This is a genomic window from Citrobacter sp. RHBSTW-01044, assembly GCF_013781945.1.
Lineage (GTDB): Bacteria > Pseudomonadota > Gammaproteobacteria > Enterobacterales > Enterobacteriaceae > Citrobacter > Citrobacter braakii.
Genome location: NZ_CP056180.1, coordinates 1 through 16,707, shown reverse-complemented (window position 1 = coordinate 16,707; position 16,707 = coordinate 1). Strand labels below are relative to the sequence as shown.

Below are 16,707 nucleotides of genomic sequence, written 5' to 3'. Positions count from 1 at the left end.
CTGACTATGGAAAACATTCAAACACTTATCGCCCAGCATCCTTTAGTGGAAGATCTGGTCGCTCTCAAGGAGACGACCTGGTTTAACCCTGGCACTACCTCTCTTGCGGAAGGTTTACCGTATGTTGGCCTGACAGAGCACGATGTTCAGGATGCCCACGCTCGTCTGACGCGCTTCGCGCCGTATCTGGCGCAGGCATTCCCGGAAACCGCAGCCACCGGCGGCATTATCGAATCTGAACTGGCCGCGATCCCAACGATGCAAAAGCGGCTGGAAAAAGAGTATGGGCAGCGCATCAACGGCGAAATTCTGCTGAAGAAAGACAGCCATCTACCGATTTCCGGCTCAATTAAAGCGCGTGGCGGTATTTATGAAGTGCTAACCCACGCGGAAAAACTGGCGCTGGAGGCTGGTCTGCTGACCACACAAGACGATTACAGCATTCTGCTTTCGCCTGAGTTTAAACAGTTCTTCAGTCAGTACAGCATCGCCGTAGGCTCCACTGGCAACCTTGGGATGTCGATCGGCATTATGAGCGCCCGTATCGGCTTTAAGGTGACGGTTCATATGTCTGCAGACGCTCGCGCATGGAAAAAAGCCAAACTGCGCAGCCACGGCGTGACGGTCGTGGAGTATGAAGAAGATTATGGCGTGGCGGTTGAGCAGGGCCGTAAGGCGGCACAATCCGATCCGAACTGTTTCTTTATCGATGATGAAAATTCCCGCACGTTGTTTTTAGGTTATGCGGTCGCCGGCCAGCGTCTGAAGGCGCAGTTCGCGCAGCAGGGGCGCGTGGTGGATGCCGACCATCCGCTGTTTGTTTACCTGCCGTGCGGCGTCGGCGGTGGGCCTGGCGGGGTGGCGTTTGGCCTGAAGCTGGCATTCGGCGATAACGTGCACTGCTTCTTCGCAGAACCGACCCATTCACCGTGCATGCTGCTGGGGATTTATACCGGGCTGCACGATACGATTTCTGTGCAGGACATTGGTATCGATAACCTGACAGCGGCTGATGGGCTGGCGGTGGGCCGCGCGTCCGGCTTTGTTGGCCGAGCAATGGAACGTCTGCTCGACGGTCTGTACACCCTGGACGATCAGACTATGTACGACATGCTGGGCTGGCTGGCGCAGGAAGAAGGCATTCGCCTTGAGCCATCGGCGCTGGCCGGGATGGCCGGTCCGCAGCACGTTTGCGCTTCTGCTGACTATCAGCAAATGCATGGCTTCAGCGCGGAGCAGCTCAATAACGCCACCCACCTGGTGTGGGCGACCGGCGGCGGCATGGTGCCGGAAGCCGAAATGGCGCAGTATCTGGCCAAAGGACGTTAAACGCCGCTGAAATTAACGCAGCATCGCCATCAGTTCCATCGGTGAGCGATGTTGCTTCAGAAGGTCACGCATCACGCGCATATGCGGCGCGGTATGATTGAAGAAAGCGCTGTATCCGCCGCAAATCGCACTCTTTCCACTGCTGTCGCGATGCTTTGGGCAATCACCATGGCAAAAGCGTAATAGCGAACACGCCTGGCATTCCGCGCTCAGCGTGGTTCTCTTGGACTGACCAAACGCCGCTGCCCACGGGCTGGCGTTGAGCTCACTCAACGACGTGCGATGAATATTACCCAGGCGAAAATCAGGGTGAACATAGTGATCGCACTGATACAAATCGCCATTCGCTTCCAGAGCAAAAGCATGTCCGCAGGTGGAGCTTAGCGAACACATCTGCGCCGGGTGTCCGCACCATACGCCCAGAGTTGAATCAAATAACTGGACGAATACGCGGCCAATATCTTCTCTGACCCAGATATCAAAGACGGAATTCAGGAAGGTTCCCCACGCCTGAGGCGGGACGGATTCGGCGGTAAGCTCGCCGTCTTCATCATATTCAACCAGCGGAATGAACTGCAAAAAAGGCGTGCCAAGCTGGCGAAGGTAGCGATACATCAACTCAGGTTGCTGGCTGTTCAGAGAATTAACCACTACCAGCAGATTGAACTCCACCTGATGCTTACGGAGCCTGGCAATGGCGTCCACCACCTTATGGTGAGTCGGTTTTCCGCTGCGGTTAACACGATAAGCATCGTGCAACTCGGCGGGGCCATCCAACGAAATCCCCACCAGCCAGCCGTTATCGTGCAAAAACTGACACCATTCGTCGTTGAGCAAAATCCCGTTGGTCTGGAACGCGTTATGGATTTTCTTCCCTTCCCCGTACTGTTTTTGCAACGTCACTACGCGGCGAAAAAAGTCGATGCCACAGAGGGTTGGCTCTCCGCCCTGCCAGGCGAACATTACGTCAGCCCCCGGCTGTGCGGTGATATGCTGACGAATAAACGTCTCTAAGGTGGCGTCATCCATTTCGGGTTGAGTGGGTTTATCGATGTAAAAACAGTAACGACAATACAGGTTACAACGAGAGCTGGCTGGTTTGGCCATGACCTGACATCCTGTCATGCTAAATTCCCGATAAACGCAATAAGTTGGCGGACATGCGTTACAGCAAACAGTATTGCGAGGGATAACACCGCGAGGGAGATCATAAATTTGTCACGCACCGCGCGAGATTCAGAAAAATCGCTATGCGTAACATCCATCAGATTACGGCTGCGGGTATAGCGCCACAGAACGATCGCCACCATCGCCAGCACCACAATTGAAACCCAAAACAGGAAGCCCGCCTGATGCCAGTTGTGCTTCAGCGCCAACGCCATTAGCGCTCCATAACCCAGAAGCGTACGAAACCAGGCCAGCGATGTTCGCTCCGGTTGTAACCCCGGATCGGCGATACGTCGCGACTTACGGCTATCCGGCATACAGCACCAGTCCCATGACAATCACCGCGACAATAAACAAAATCAGACTGATGATTAACAGGCTATGGGTATAGGGCAAATCCTCTTTCAGGCGCATCGCCCTCTCATTACGCAGCCAGCGCAGGTAGCCATAAATCGCCAGACCACCGGCAAACAGGCATAGCAACAGCGCTAAAAGCTCACGAATTACCGGCGTGGCAAAATCCGGAGCCAGTTGGTCGAGACCAACCCCCGCCGCCAGAAATCCCAGCGCGGTACGGATCCACGCCAGAAAGGTACGCTCATTTGCCAGTGAGAAGCGGTAATCCGGGGCTTCTCCAAGGCGGGAAATTTTCATCAGGACTCCTTTTTACTTTCACAGTTCAGCTAAAACGCTGCTCACTTTCAGAATTGCGAACATGGTATTGCTGATACTCTTTATGCCATCCAGCACAAGGAGGTCTGATGGACATATTATCGCAAAACAAATGTAGCTCATTGGGAATGCTTTTTGGCGCCATTGCATTGATCCTTGGCATTTTTCATTTTTCTTTCGGTCCTTTTTCCGCCCCGCCTCCTACGCTTGAAAGCGTGGTATCAGAGAAGGTATCAGCCATTAAAAAAGGTATTCTTGCTGGACTGAAAGGCGAACAAGCATCTGCCGCAGTGGAAAAACCAGCAACAGATATCGATAAGATACTGGATAACAGCGGCATTGCTCTTGCCGTCATCGCGCTGGTATGTGCATTTATTGGCGGCATGCGCAAAGAAAATCGTTGGGGTATTTGTGGTGCGATGTGCTTTGGTGGCGGAACGCTCACCTTTCACGCCCTGCTTTTTGGTATTGGAATTATCTGCGCCATCATCCTGCTTATTCTGATCTTCTCCTTTCTCGGCAACGTTTCACCGGTTTAGTTTGCATGCCAGATGGCGACGTTCATCTTACCCGGCCTACAGGTGATGCAGGCCGGATACTCGCTCTTTAACCCATCCCCCAAAAAATCACCGCCAGCAGTTGCGGCGTGATAATTCGCAGGAACATCACCAGCGGATAAACGGTCGCATACGACAGCGCCGCTGCCCCGCTGGTAGCATGCAGGTTGTTAGCAAATGCCAGTGCAGGCGGATCGGTCATTGAACCAGCCAGCATGCCGCACAGCGTGAGGTAGTTCATTTTGACGAAAATCCTCGCCAGCAGCCCCACGGTAATCAGCGGAATCGCGGTGATGAAAATACCGTAGCCCACCCAGCTCAGGCCATCCCCCTGCGTCAGGGTATGAACAAAATCACCGCCTGACTTCAGACCAACCACTGCGAGAAACAGCACGATACCCAACTCTCGCAGCGCCAGGTTAGCGCTGGGGGGCATAAACCAATACAACTTACCGATGCTGCCAATACGCCCCAGGATCAACGCCATAATCAGCGGCCCACCGGCCAACCCCAGTTTAAGCGCCACCGGGAACCCAGGAATGAACAGCGGGATTGAACCCAGCAGAACACCCAGCCCGATCCCGATAAATACCGGCAGCATCTGCACCTGCTGCAGTTTTTGCTGCGCGTTACCTACCACATTGGCAACAGCATCAATCGAGGAAGGTCGACCGACCAGATTGAGGATGTCGCCAAACTGCAGACTGGCGTCGCTGCTGGCTACCAGCTCAACCCCTGCACGGTTCAGACGGGAGATAACCACGTCGTAACGTTCTTTGAAATGCAGGTCGCGGATTCGTTTCCCCAGCACCTGTTCGTTGGTCACCACCACGCGCTCAACGCGTAAATCGGTGCCTCGCGTCGACAGCGATGTGTCCACCTCCTGCCCAATCACCACCTGCGCGTTGTGCAGATCAGCAGGCTGACCAACCAGGTGTAGCAGGTCGCCCATCTGGATAATCGTCCCCGGCGACGGCACCATCAATGTTTCTTCACGTTTCAAACGTGAGCAGATGATTTTGTCGCTGTTCAGGATTGGGACATCCTGAATCGCCATATTGTTGAGGTTCGGGTTTTCCACACGGATATTCATCGTCTGAATCAGCGCGTGTCCGTTGGTCAGCGTGGATTCATGCTGATGGGCTTCGGCATCGACGTTAACGCGAAAAATAAGGCGCATCAGCCACATAGTGAGCAAAATACCGCAGATACCAAAAGGATAAGCCATGGCATAGCTCATCCCCATCTGATCCACCACATCAACAGGAGTACCCAGATCGCGCAGAATTTGCTGCCCCGCGCCTAACGCCGGAGTATTAGTAACCGCACCGGAAAAAATGCCCAGCACCACGGGAAGGGGAATGGCAAAAATCTTATGCAGGATCGCGGTGACCAGGCCACCCATGATAACAATCAGCACGGCAAACAGATTCAGCCGTAGGCCCGAAACGCGCAGTGACGCAAAAAAACCCGGCCCCACCTGAATACCGATGGTGTAGACGAAAAGAATCAGGCCAAATTCCTGAATAAAATGCAGCATGTCACCGCTCAGGGTCATCCCTGCCTGATCGACAAAATGCCCGACAATAATACCGCCGAACAGCACGCCTCCGATGCCAAAACCAACACCACGTATTTTTATGTTGCCGATCCATAATCCGACAACTGCCACCATTGCCAGAACGCTGACCGTCAATGCTATATCACTCATTTTCCTGTTCCCTGTGAATAACATTTTATTTAACGAAGATTATGACTGAACCGTTCAGGCATGAATGCAGAGTGGCGCACATTATCATGCTACAGAGCGCCCAGGAGCGCTTAAGAAGGGCGTTCTTTACTGTTTTTCTTCACGTCGATTTAAAATTGCTGAATGCTTTTTTCTGGCAATGGCAGCGCTTCCGGCATCCTGCCCTCCCAGATAATAGTTTCATGTGGGCTGACGCACAAAAAAGCCCCGTCATTTCTGGCGGGGCAAAGGCATGGAGCTATTTAACTGTCTAATGCGGGACGTTCGCTGATGGCGATACGTTGTGGAGCGATGGTTTCAGGTTCATTCCGGGTCAAATCGATATGCAGCAAGCCGTTAGTGAAGCTTGCGCCGGAGACTTCCATATTTTCAGCCAGCGTAAAGCTCAGGCTGAACGGCTGAGTGACCAGCCCCTGATGCAACCATTTGGTCTCTTTTTCCGGCTGCTGTGGCGTACCTTTCACGGTCAGGCGCGTGCCTTCCAGTTGAATATCCAGATCTTCCTGGCGGAAACCGGCTAACGCAAGGGTAATGCGGTAGTGGTTATCATCGCTCTTTTCGATGTTATAAGGCGGGAAGCTCTGGCTTTCGCCCGTGTTTTGCAAGGCATTGGCCAGTTTGTCAAAACCGATCCATTGACGCAGCAGTGGGGATAAATCGTAGTTACGCATAATAATCTCCTTCTAAGAAGCGAGTAAGTACCTTTTGGCTCCCTGACGGCAAGCCGATTGCTTAGCAGGGCCGCCTGAAGCGGCCCACAGAATTAGTTGATTTCGATGCGGCGCGGCTTATTCGCCTCGGGAATCACGCGTTCGAGATCGATATACAGCAGACCATTCACCAGGTTCGCGCCGCGAACATGAATGTTCTCCGCTAACTGGAACTTACGTTCGAAGTTGCGCTCGGCAATCCCCTGATACAGGTAAGTACGTTCTTTTTGATCGTCCGCATGGGCGCCTTTCACCACCAGCAGATTGTCCTGGGCAGTAATTTCCAGTTCGCTTTCAGCAAAACCAGCAACGGCAATCGCAATTCGGTAATGGTTTTCGTCTACCAGCTCAACGTTATACGGAGGGTAGCCGCCATTGCTCTGGCCCTGATTGTTTTCCAGCAGGTTAAACAGGCGATCAAAACCAATAGCAGAACGGTACAGCGGGGATAAATCAAAGTTACGCATAATCAATAGCTCCTGAAATCAGCGAGAATAATAGACCTTTCATCATGGACAGGTCAGGTAGCCAGGACACCCATCAGGCATGCCCTTCATTTGTCTACACTCTAAAAATGGGTCTTAATACAAACTTTTCAAGCGTATTCATCTGACTTTTTTTGCAGTTTGTTGTCTATTGCATACACTGGTGGGAGCAGTTGTTATCGTTAAATCGCGATAGCCGCCACAGTGTGACGAAATGGTGATGTTATTTTCGCAACGGATCGCTTTAACTCACCATGCAAACACAATAAATACAGATGAAAAAATGATGATAAAAAAAATATTGGTAACACTGACAATGTGCAGCGGGATGGCGTTTGTGAGCGGCTGTTCCAGCATTATGTCGCATACCGGAGGCAAAGAAGGGACGTATCCTGGCACGCGCGCCAGCGCCACAATGATTAGCGAAAGTGATACAAACTGGGGAACCAAGTCACTGGCGATTCTGGATATGCCGTTTACCGCAGTACTGGATACAGTATTACTTCCGTGGGATCTCTTTCGCAAAGATAACTCGGTGAGATCCCGTGTAGAAAAAAGCGAGGAGAGAACGCAGGCCGCGAACGCCGTTATCCCTCCGGCTGAAATGCCTGCTCCTTAAGTTAACGCCCAGTCTCTGTTACCCACAGCTGGCGGAAACCCTCGACGTCTTCCATCCACGCAACCTGTCGACCATCAGGAGAGAAGATGATCGCATCGCCCGATGGTGGGTTGCCGTGACGGTCCGTTAGAAAATCAACCTCTCCCGTCTGAGCATCACAACAAGCAATTTTGTTATCCAGTACAAACCCCAGCCATTTCCCTGACGGATGCCAGTTGAATGCTGACTGAATATCCGTGGCGCAGCGGGTAAGCTGACGCGGTTCCCCTCCTTGTGGGGAAATCAGCCACAGTTGCACAATGCCGACGTCATCACGCATTAAAAACGCAATCTCAGATGCCTTTGGATTACTGCGCACCCAATGGCGCGGCTGATTTACCAGACCGGGAAAGGCGCGCGCATGAGTAAACGTCAGGCGGCGTTGATTAATACCGAATGGCGGCGCAGGCATTGTCGTCTCAGTGCCCTCCAGCGGAGTGTCGCCCGGCTGTTTCCAGCCGCTTTCATCCTGTGGTAAATCAACAATAAATAACTCCGGCACTTTCTCGCCCGTGACTGATAACGTATCACCGATAAACGCCAGTCTGTTTTCCCCTACCCAGCCCTCTTCATAGGCGCGGTTAATCTCATCGCTACCCGGTTTAGGCGTGGGTGTCGTCTGGGTTACCAGCACGCACCAATGGCTCCCGCTGTACTCACGGGGATGCTGCGCGGAGACCGTCACCGGACCATAGGGCGCAGCCACACCGACATTGCGTAGATCCAGCGCCGGTGAGCGCTCATGCAGCACATGGTCGTTATAGGTGAAACTGACAAACTCGCCGCTCGGGCTAAATACATGCACATGGCTACCACCGCGCAGCGCGCCCGGCGTATATGGGGCGGTAATATCCATTGCATCCAGATTCTCCACTTTTGCCTGCGTAGCTATCACCCCACGCCGATGATGGAAGTCGTAATGCCATGTTTCATCAGGATTATCAGGCCCATGAATAAACACATATTTTTCCGACTTTGGATGAACGGTCACCACGCCAACGTGCGATCCCTGCATGGCCCGATAAATCACCTCCAGCTCGCCAGTATGAATATTGACGCGCTCAATTGTGTCGCCGGTAAAAGAGGCACCGGAAGGGCGCACATCAAAGACCAGCCACTGGCTGTCCGGTGTCCAGGTATTGATATTGGTAAGTTGATGATTACGCGGCGTAAAGGTGATTTGCTTCATGGAATGCCCTGATACAAGACGATTTCAGCAATCATACTTCACAAGCACTTCACTTTCAGGCTTTAGCGTATCGCCATCTTCATTTTTGCGGACAGAAAGATGGAACATTTTGACGTAGCCATTATCGGGTTAGGCCCGGCAGGCGCAGCGCTGGCGCGGCAGTTGAGTGGAAAAATGCGCGTGATCGCGTTGGATAAAAAACACCAGTGCGGCAACGAAGGTTTCACCAAACCCTGCGGCGGTCTGTTGGCCCCGGATGCCCAGCGTTCGTTTATCCGCGACGGGATAACCTTACCCGTTGATGTCATCGCTAACCCACAGATATTTAGCGTTAAAACGGTTGATGTTGCAGCCTCTTTGACGCGTAACTACCAGCGTAGCTACATTAATATCAACCGCCATACTTTTGATTTATGGCTTAAATCTCTCATTCCTGATGATGTACAGGTGTACCACGACAGCCTGTGTCGGAAAATCTGGCGCGAGGGCGATAAATGGCATGTTATCTTCCGCGCCGACGGTTGGGAGCAGCAGATCACCGCGCGTTATCTGGTGGGAGCCGACGGCGCGAACTCACTGGTACGCCGTCATCTCTATCCCCGGCACCAGATCCGTAAATATGTTGCTATTCAACAATGGTTTGCGGAAAAACATCCCGTCCCGTTCTATTCCTGCATTTTTGATAACGACGCAACCGACTGTTATTCCTGGAGTATCAGCAAAGATGGCTATTTTATCTTTGGCGGTGCCTACCCGATGAAGGACGGTCAGGCGCGCTTTGACGCGCTGAAAGCGAAGATGGAAGCGTTCCAATTTCAGTTCGGCAAACCGGTGAAAAGTGAAAAATGTACGGTGCTGTTTCCTTCACGCTGGAAAGACTTCGTCTGTGGCAAGGACAACGCATTTTTGATTGGCGAAGCGGCCGGTTTTATCAGCGCCAGCTCACTGGAGGGGATTAGCTATGCGCTGGACAGCGCGGAGGCGCTCAAATCTGTATTGTTGCGGGATGCACCAGATATGAATCACGCTTACCGCAAAGCCACCCGCAAGTTACGTCTCAAACTGTTTGGCAAGATCCTGAAAAGTCGGGCCCTGACGTCGGCGTTTTCCCGTAAATGGATAATGCGCAGCGGCGTGGCGCATATTCCTCAAGGTGACCACTCAGTATCACAACTAATTGCTGAAACAGGGCAAATGCGCCAAGGCATTTGCCCATAACATCTTATTTCAGCGCAAACTTCTCAATGGCATACGCGACGCCATCTTCAAGGTTAGATTTCGTCACAAAGTTGGCGATTTCTTTGACTGATCCAATAGCGTTGTCCATGGCAACGCCCACGCCTGCGTATTCAATCATCGCGATGTCGTTTTCCTGATCGCCAATCGCCATCACCTCTTCGGCTTTTATACCCAACGCATCGGCCAGCGATTTCACGCCAGTCCCTTTATTGACGCGTTTATCGAGGATTTCGAGGAAATACGGCGCACTTTTCAGCACGGTGTACTTCTCTTTTACTTCCGCAGGTATGCGTGAGATAGCTTTATCGAGGATCTCCGGCTCGTCAATCATCATCACTTTCAGGAACTGGGTTGCGGGATCCATTTTCTCGGCTTCACAGAACACCAGCGGAATCGTCGCAACAAACGATTCATGCACCGTGTAGTAGCTGATATCACGGTTCGCGGTATACAGGGTGTTGCGATCGAGAGCGTGGAAATGCGAGCCAACGTCCCGGGAGAGCTGCTCCAGATAACGATAATCATCATAGCTCAACGCGGTTTGCGCGACAGTACTGCCATCCCCTGCTTTCTGCACTAGCGCGCCATTGTAGGTAATGCAGTAGTCACCGGGTTCTTCCATATGCAATTCTTTCAGATAGCTGTGGACGCCGGCATACGGGCGCCCCGTGGTCAGCACCACATTTACGCCACGCGCGCGTGCTGCGGCAATCGCCGTTTTGACCGCGGGTGAAATGGTGTGATCGGGCAGCAGAAGTGTGCCATCCATGTCGATAGCAATAAGTTTGATAGCCATGAGTTCCCCGGATTAAATGAGTCCGTCCTCATGCTAACGCGATTCCGCTCAAAAAACAGCTACGAAAAGGGGGATAGAAAGGGGAATCGAGATTCCCCTTTTGCAGGACGGTTGTAGACCTGGGTGCAAGTTAGATATCGATGTTCGCCGCTTTCAGGGCGTTTTCTTCGATAAACGCGCGACGCGGTTCAACGGCATCGCCCATCAGCGTAGTGAACAGCTGGTCGGCGGCAATCGCATCCTTCACGGTAACGCGCAGCATACGACGGCTTTCCGGGTCCATGGTGGTTTCCCACAGCTGATCCGGGTTCATCTCGCCCAGACCTTTATAACGCTGGATAGCGAGGCCGCGACGTGACTCTTTCTGCAGCCATTCCAGCGCCTGCTCAAAGCTGGCAACCGGCTGGCGGCGCTCGCCACGTTCGATAAACGCATCGTCTTCGATCAGCCCGCGCAGCTTCTCACCGAGCGTACAAATACGACGGTATTCGCCACCGGTCACAAACTCGTGATCCAGAATATAGTCGGTATCCACACCGTGAGTACGGACGCGCACAATCGGCTCAAACAGGTTCTGCTCTGCGTTGTGGTGGATATCAAACTTCCACAGGCTGCCGTGCTGTTCTTTTTCGTTCAGCTCGGTAATCAACGAATTAACCCAGCGGGTAACGGTCTGCTCGTTCGCCAAATCAGCTTCCGGCAGCGTCGGTTGATAAACCAGTTCTTTCAGCAGCGCTTTCGGGAAACGACGTTCCATACGGCCAATCATTTTCTGCGTCGCGTTGTATTCAGAAACCAGTTTTTCTAACGACTCACCTGAAAGAGCAGGTGCGCTGGCATTAGTGTGTAGCGTTGCGCCATCCAGAGCGATAGAAATTTGGTACTGATCCATCGCTTCGTCATCTTTAATGTACTGTTCCTGCTTGCCTTTTTTCACTTTGTACAGCGGTGGCTGTGCAATGTAAACGTGGCCGCGTTCCACGATTTCCGGCATCTGACGATAGAAGAAGGTCAACAGCAGCGTACGAATATGCGAGCCGTCGACGTCCGCATCGGTCATGATGATGATGCTGTGATAACGCAGTTTGTCCGGGTTGTACTCGTCACGACCGATGCCACAGCCGAGCGCGGTGATCAGCGTCGCCACTTCCTGAGAAGAGAGCATTTTATCAAAGCGCGCTTTCTCGACGTTGAGGATTTTACCCTTCAGCGGCAGAATCGCCTGGTTTTTACGGTTACGGCCCTGCTTCGCAGAACCGCCCGCGGAGTCCCCTTCCACAAGGTACAGTTCGGACAGCGCCGGGTCGCGTTCCTGACAGTCCGCCAGCTTGCCCGGCAGGCCCGCTAAGTCAAGCGCGCCTTTACGACGGGTCATTTCACGCGCGCGACGTGCCGCTTCACGGGCACGTGCAGCATCAATAATTTTGCCAACGACGATTTTCGCGTCAGACGGGTTTTCCAGCAGGTATTCGCTCAGCAGTTCGTTCATCTGCTGTTCTACCGCCGATTTCACCTCAGAGGAGACCAGCTTGTCTTTGGTCTGTGAGGAGAACTTCGGATCCGGTACTTTCACGGAAACAACGGCAATCAAGCCTTCACGGGCATCATCACCGGTGGCGCTGACTTTGGCTTTTTTGCTGTAGCCTTCTTTGTCCATGTAGGCGTTCAGGGTACGGGTCATCGCCGCACGGAAACCTGCAAGGTGAGTACCGCCGTCACGCTGCGGAATGTTGTTGGTGAAGCAGTAGATGTTTTCCTGGAAACCATCGTTCCACTGCAGCGCAACTTCAACGCCGATACCGTCTTTTTCGGTGGAGAAGTAGAAGATATTCGGGTGAATCGGCGTTTTGTTTTTGTTGAGGTATTCAACAAACGCCTTGATGCCGCCTTCGTAGTGGAAATGGTCTTCTTTACCATCGCGCTTGTCGCGCAGACGAATAGAGACGCCGGAGTTCAGGAACGACAGCTCGCGCAGACGCTTAGCCAGAATCTCGTATTCAAACTCAACGACATTGGTAAAGGTTTCGTGGCTTGGCCAGAAACGTACCTGAGTACCCGTCGCTTCTGTTTCGCCGGTTACCGCCAGCGGCGCCTGCGGCACACCGTGCACGTAAGTTTGCTGATGCACTTTACCTTCGCGGCGAATCACCAGCTCCAGTTTCTGTGACAGGGCGTTTACTACGGAAACACCTACGCCGTGCAGACCACCGGAAACTTTATAGGAGTTATCATCGAATTTACCGCCTGCGTGCAGAACGGTCATGATAACTTCCGCCGCCGAAACGCCCTCTTCCGGGTGAATACCGGTTGGGATACCACGGCCATCATCGGTAACGGACACGGAGTTGTCAGCGTGAATCGTTACAACGATATCTTTACAGTGACCCGCGAGCGCTTCGTCGATAGCGTTATCTACCACCTCGAATACCATGTGGTGCAGACCGGTGCCGTCATCCGTGTCGCCGATATACATACCCGGGCGCTTACGCACCGCATCCAGTCCTTTCAGGACTTTGATACTGGAGGAGTCATAAGAATTCGACATCAACGTTTCTCGCTCATTTAAACTTGGGTTAATCCGTTATTTTACCCTTTTCCACGGTGAACATCTTCGAATTTTTGTCCGACATGTCCAGAACGTGTTCAGCGCTGATTGCGCTGACAAAGACCTGAGATTGCGTCGCTTTTAAGCGGCTGGCTAACAGCCCACGACGGGCATCATCAAGTTCAGAGGCAAAATCATCTATCAGGTAGAGACACCGCCGCCCACTTTCGCGGGTGAGGAACTCCCCTTGCGCCAGACGTAAGGCGCACATCAGCAGCTTTAGCTGCCCACGCGACAACGTGTCTTCCACCGGCGCACCGTCAGCGCGAATGCGAAAATCCGCTTTGTGCGGACCGTGTGCGGTGTAGGTCAACATGCGATCGCGTTCAAAACTGCGTTCCAGCACTTCGGCATAATCGGTCTCTTTCTCCCAGCCGCGCTGGAATGAGAAGGAGAGAGAAAATTCGGGTAGAAACTGCTGACAGGTATCCGCCATATCCTGCGCGATACCGGCGCTGTACTCCGCGCGCCAGGTGCTGATTTGTTCCGCCAGCGGGATCAGTTCTTTATCCCACGGACGCAGTTGCTCATAACGACTCACCTGGCGCAGGGCTGCGTTGCGCTGCTTGAGCAGTCGCTTCAGATTGCTCCAGGCGGTGAAAAATCCGGCTTCATTGTGAAAGCATCCCCAGTCAAGGAATGCTCTTCTGTATTTGGGGCCGCCATTGAGTAAAGTAAACCCCTCTGGCGTGATCAGCTGCATCGGCATCAGGTGCGCCAGTTCCGCGACCTTGTGCCCGTCAGTGCCGTCAATGCGCACTTTGCTGTCGCCCAGTTTGTCTTTCGTCAGGCCAATCGATGTCTCACGCTCTTCCCCCTGCAAACGCCCGTGTAAAACAAACGACTCCTGCTCGTGGCGAATTACGCGGCCAATCTGCAAACTGCGAAACGCCCGACCGTGGCCGAGCGTATAGATGGCTTCCAGCACGCTGGTTTTGCCACTGCCGTTCGCGCCAACCAGGAAGTTAAAGCCAGGGGATAAAGCGAGATCCGCGCTTTCGATATTGCGAAAGTCGCGGATCAACAGACGGGTGAGCGACATTACAGTCTCATTGGCATAACAACATAAGCCGCGCTCTGGCTGGCAGCATCTTCAATCTGTACGCTCGATACGGAATCGGTCAGCAGAATACGAACGTTCTCGCACTTCAGCGCGTTTAGTACGTCCAGTACGTAGCTAACGTTAAAACCGATTTCCAGTTCAGTGCCAGGATAGGAGACATCCAGAATTTCTTCCGCTTCTTCCTGCTCCGGGTTGTTGGCGGTGATTTTCAGCTGGTTTTCACTGACATACAGACGCACGCCGCGGAATTTCTCGTTAGAGAGGATCGCCGCACGAGCAAATGCCTGTTTGAGGATATCGCAACCGGCTTCCAGATGTTTGTCCGGATTCTTCGGCAATACGCGGCGATAATCCGGGAAACGACCATCAACCAGCTTGGAGGTAAAGATGAAGTCACCCACGTGCGCACGAATGTTGTTGCTGCCAATCTGCACGCGCAGCGGGTTGTCGCCGCCGTCGAGCATACGCATCAGTTCAATTACGCCTTTACGCGGAACGATCACCGAATGGCTGGGTAACTGCTGACCGACAGGCATTGAACAGACCGCCAGGCGGTGACCGTCGGTCGCCACGGTACGCAGCTCTTCCCCTTCGGTTTCAAACAGCATGCCGTTTAAGTAGTAACGCACGTCCTGATGCGCCATAGAAAACTGCGTGGCTTCAATCAGGCGCTTCATCGTGGCCTGCGGCAAAGTGAATTCGACTTCGCTCTGCCAGTCGTCCAGATTCGGGAAGTCGGCGGCAGGCAGCGTAGACAGCGAGAAACGGCTGCGGCCAGAACGCACCAGCATGCGATCGCCTTCCAGTTGAACGGCAATTTCCGCGCCTTCCGGCAACCCACGGCAAATATCGAAGAATTTACGCGCCGGAACGGTGGTCGCACCAGGTTCATGAGGCTGGATCAGCGCCACGCGCGCCACCATCTCCATTTCGAGATCGGTACCGGTCAGAGAAAGCGCACCGTCAGCAACCTGCAGCAACAGATTTCCGAGAATAGGCAGTGTAGGACGTCCACCCAGCGGGCCGCTGACCTGCTGAAGCGGTTTTAATAAATGTTCACGTTCAACGGTAAATTTCATAGCGTCACGAAGATAATGTTCTGATTAAATTGGAGAAATCTTCTTTAATATCATGGCTTTCTTCACGCAACTGCTCAATCTTGCGACAGGCATGAAGCACGGTAGTATGGTCACGCCCACCAAACGCGTCGCCAATTTCCGGCAGACTGTGGTTAGTGAGCTCTTTTGCCAGCGCCATCGCCATCTGGCGCGGACGAGCTACCGAGCGAGATCGACGCTTAGAAAGCAGATCCGCAATTTTGATTTTGTAATACTCCGCCACCGTCTTCTGAATATTGTCGATGGTGACCAGCTTTTCCTGCAAAGCCAGCAGATCGCGCAACGCTTCGCGCACGAAATCGATGGTAATCGCCCGGCCGGTAAAATTAGCGTTGGCGATCACACGGTTCAGTGCACCTTCCAGCTCACGTACGTTAGAGCGTAGACGCTTGGCAATAAAGAACGCCACTTCACCCGGCAGACGAATGTCGTTTTCGTCGGCTTTTTTCATCAGGATCGCGACGCGCGTTTCCAGCTCAGGCGGCTCGATCGCAACAGTCAGTCCCCAGCCGAAGCGGGATTTCAGACGATCTTCAACGCCGTTGATCTCTTTCGGATAGCGATCCGAAGTCAGGATGATCTGCTGATTGCCTTCCAGCAGGGCGTTAAAGGTGTGGAAAAACTCTTCCTGCGATCGTTCTTTATTCGCGAAGAATTGGATATCGTCAATCAGCAGCGCATCCACGGAACGGTAGTAGCGTTTAAACTCTTCGATCGCGTTGTTTTGCAGGGCCTTAACCATGTCCTGCACAAAACGTTCGGAGTGCATATACACCACTTTCGCGTTTGGCTTACGCGCCATAATACCGTTACCGACAGCGTGCAGCAGGTGGGTTTTACCCAGACCCGTACCGCCATAAAGGAATAACGGATTGTAGGCGCCGCCAGGATTGTCCGCCACCTGACGTGCCGCCGCGCGCGCCAGTTGGTTAGATTTACCTTCAACGAAGTTATCAAACGTGTGTTTGACGTTGACGTTAGAACGATAGGTAGGTTCTGCCGGTGCCGGGACGTTATCCCAGCCTGAGCGCGCCGCCGGAGCGGCACGTTGCGGTTGCACTTGCTGAGCCACGTAGGCGGGCGCAACAACGTTGTTTACCGGCGTTTTCAGCGTTTGCGTGACGGGTTTAGTACCGACTTCAAAGCGCAGCTGCGGGGCATCCGCTCCACAGAAGTTATTGAGTAATCCATTAATATTATTAAGGTATTTATCCCTTACCCAATCAAGCACGAAACGGTTTGGCGCATACAAAGCCAGCGTGTTATCGCTCAGTTCCGCCTGCAACGGGCGTATCCACATACTGAACTCTGTGGCTGGTAACTCATCCTGCAATCGGGCAAGACACTGCTGCCAAAGCGAAAGTGACAC

17 protein-coding genes and 1 other annotated feature are annotated in these 16,707 nt (G+C 53.0%); of the genes, 5 read left to right on the top strand and 12 right to left on the bottom strand.

Annotation, left to right across the window (positions count from 1 at the left end; translation table 11 throughout):
- Positions 1-6 precede the first annotated feature (6 nt).
- Positions 7-1,329: a D-serine ammonia-lyase gene (gene dsdA, locus HV352_RS00085; RefSeq protein WP_181635111.1), complete on the top strand. Its 1,323-nt coding sequence runs from the start codon at positions 7-9 to the stop codon at positions 1,327-1,329.
- Between the two features lie 12 nt (positions 1,330-1,341).
- Here dsdA and HV352_RS00080 read toward each other — a convergent pair whose 3' ends face one another.
- The 3 genes from HV352_RS00080 to HV352_RS00070 are packed head-to-tail and all read right to left on the bottom strand — an operon-like array spanning position 1,342 to position 3,150.
- On the bottom strand, positions 1,342-2,454 hold the full coding sequence (locus HV352_RS00080; protein ID WP_181635110.1) for an anaerobic sulfatase maturase: 1,113 nt from the start codon (positions 2,452-2,454) through the stop codon (positions 1,342-1,344).
- The gene (locus tag HV352_RS00075) at positions 2,451-2,813 is read right to left on the bottom strand and encodes a DUF202 domain-containing protein (protein ID WP_019078012.1); all 363 of its coding nucleotides are present in this window, start codon (positions 2,811-2,813) and stop codon (positions 2,451-2,453) included. Before HV352_RS00075 ends, HV352_RS00080 begins: the two co-directional genes overlap by 4 nt.
- Positions 2,803-3,150, bottom strand: a complete 348-nt coding sequence (locus HV352_RS00070) for a DUF202 domain-containing protein (protein WP_016157812.1) — start codon at positions 3,148-3,150, stop codon at positions 2,803-2,805. The genes HV352_RS00075 and HV352_RS00070 overlap by 11 nt, the downstream gene beginning before the upstream one ends.
- Positions 3,151-3,257: 107 nt before the next feature.
- Here HV352_RS00070 and HV352_RS00065 point away from each other — a divergent pair, with 107 nt between their 5' ends.
- Positions 3,258-3,707 carry a hypothetical protein gene (locus HV352_RS00065; RefSeq protein WP_181547010.1) on the top strand — a complete coding sequence of 150 codons (450 nt, stop codon included), beginning with the start codon at positions 3,258-3,260 and terminating at the stop codon, positions 3,705-3,707.
- A gap of 67 nt (positions 3,708-3,774) precedes the next feature.
- Here HV352_RS00065 and HV352_RS00060 read toward each other — a convergent pair whose 3' ends face one another.
- Positions 3,775-5,436, bottom strand: a complete 1,662-nt coding sequence (locus HV352_RS00060; RefSeq protein ID WP_016155061.1) for a putative transporter — start codon at positions 5,434-5,436, stop codon at positions 3,775-3,777.
- Between the two features lie 71 nt (positions 5,437-5,507).
- Between HV352_RS00060 and HV352_RS00055 the strand changes: the two genes are divergently transcribed.
- Positions 5,508-5,729: a hypothetical protein gene (locus HV352_RS00055; protein ID WP_131380377.1), complete on the top strand. Its 222-nt coding sequence runs from the start codon at positions 5,508-5,510 to the stop codon at positions 5,727-5,729.
- Here HV352_RS00055 and ibpB read toward each other — a convergent pair.
- Positions 5,718-6,146 (bottom strand): small heat shock chaperone IbpB, encoded by a 429-nt coding sequence (gene ibpB, locus HV352_RS00050; protein ID WP_003827096.1) that lies wholly within the window; start codon positions 6,144-6,146, stop codon positions 5,718-5,720. The genes HV352_RS00055 and ibpB overlap by 12 nt on opposite strands.
- Positions 6,147-6,238: 92 nt before the next feature.
- Positions 6,239-6,652, bottom strand: coding sequence for a small heat shock chaperone IbpA (gene ibpA / locus HV352_RS00045; RefSeq protein ID WP_003023882.1), 414 nt, complete (start codon positions 6,650-6,652; stop codon positions 6,239-6,241).
- Positions 6,646-6,718, bottom strand: a sequence feature (ROSE (Repression Of Heat Shock gene Expression) occurs in the 5'-region of heat shock genes and acts as an RNA thermometer to modulate expression.). Its footprint overlaps the gene before it by 7 nt.
- 238 nt (positions 6,719-6,956) lie before the next feature.
- Between ibpA and HV352_RS00040 the strand changes: the two genes are divergently transcribed.
- Positions 6,957-7,289 carry a YceK/YidQ family lipoprotein gene (locus tag HV352_RS00040; protein ID WP_181635464.1) on the top strand — a complete coding sequence of 111 codons (333 nt, stop codon included), beginning with the start codon at positions 6,957-6,959 and terminating at the stop codon, positions 7,287-7,289.
- A 1-nt stretch (position 7,290) separates the two neighbouring features.
- On the opposite strand, the gene HV352_RS00035 is transcribed toward HV352_RS00040, so the two are convergent.
- The gene (locus HV352_RS00035) at positions 7,291-8,517 is read right to left on the bottom strand and encodes a DUF3748 domain-containing protein (RefSeq protein WP_181635109.1); all 1,227 of its coding nucleotides are present in this window, start codon (positions 8,515-8,517) and stop codon (positions 7,291-7,293) included.
- A 99-nt stretch (positions 8,518-8,616) separates the two neighbouring features.
- On the opposite strand from HV352_RS00035, the gene cbrA reads away from it, so the two are divergent.
- Positions 8,617-9,735, top strand: a complete 1,119-nt coding sequence (gene cbrA / locus HV352_RS00030; RefSeq protein ID WP_181635108.1) for a colicin M resistance lipid reductase CbrA — start codon at positions 8,617-8,619, stop codon at positions 9,733-9,735.
- Positions 9,736-9,739: 4 nt separating this feature from the next.
- Here the strand turns inward: cbrA and yidA are convergent, their stop codons facing one another.
- The 5 genes from yidA to dnaA all read right to left on the bottom strand — a co-directional run bounded on the left by yidA (position 9,740) and on the right by dnaA (position 16,707).
- Positions 9,740-10,552: a sugar-phosphatase gene (yidA, locus tag HV352_RS00025; protein WP_016155065.1), complete on the bottom strand. Its 813-nt coding sequence runs from the start codon at positions 10,550-10,552 to the stop codon at positions 9,740-9,742.
- A gap of 130 nt (positions 10,553-10,682) precedes the next feature.
- Positions 10,683-13,097, bottom strand: coding sequence for a DNA topoisomerase (ATP-hydrolyzing) subunit B (gene gyrB / locus HV352_RS00020; RefSeq protein ID WP_016157816.1), 2,415 nt, complete (start codon positions 13,095-13,097; stop codon positions 10,683-10,685).
- Positions 13,098-13,125: 28 nt separating this feature from the next.
- A complete protein-coding gene (recF, locus tag HV352_RS00015; RefSeq protein WP_016155067.1) occupies positions 13,126-14,199 on the bottom strand; it encodes a DNA replication/repair protein RecF in 1,074 nt (357 codons plus the stop codon).
- Positions 14,199-15,299 (bottom strand): DNA polymerase III subunit beta, encoded by a 1,101-nt coding sequence (gene dnaN / locus HV352_RS00010; RefSeq protein WP_016155068.1) that lies wholly within the window; start codon positions 15,297-15,299, stop codon positions 14,199-14,201. The genes recF and dnaN overlap by 1 nt, the downstream gene beginning before the upstream one ends.
- A 4-nt stretch (positions 15,300-15,303) precedes the next feature.
- Positions 15,304-16,707 (bottom strand): chromosomal replication initiator protein DnaA, encoded by a 1,404-nt coding sequence (gene dnaA, locus HV352_RS00005; RefSeq protein ID WP_016155069.1) that lies wholly within the window; start codon positions 16,705-16,707, stop codon positions 15,304-15,306.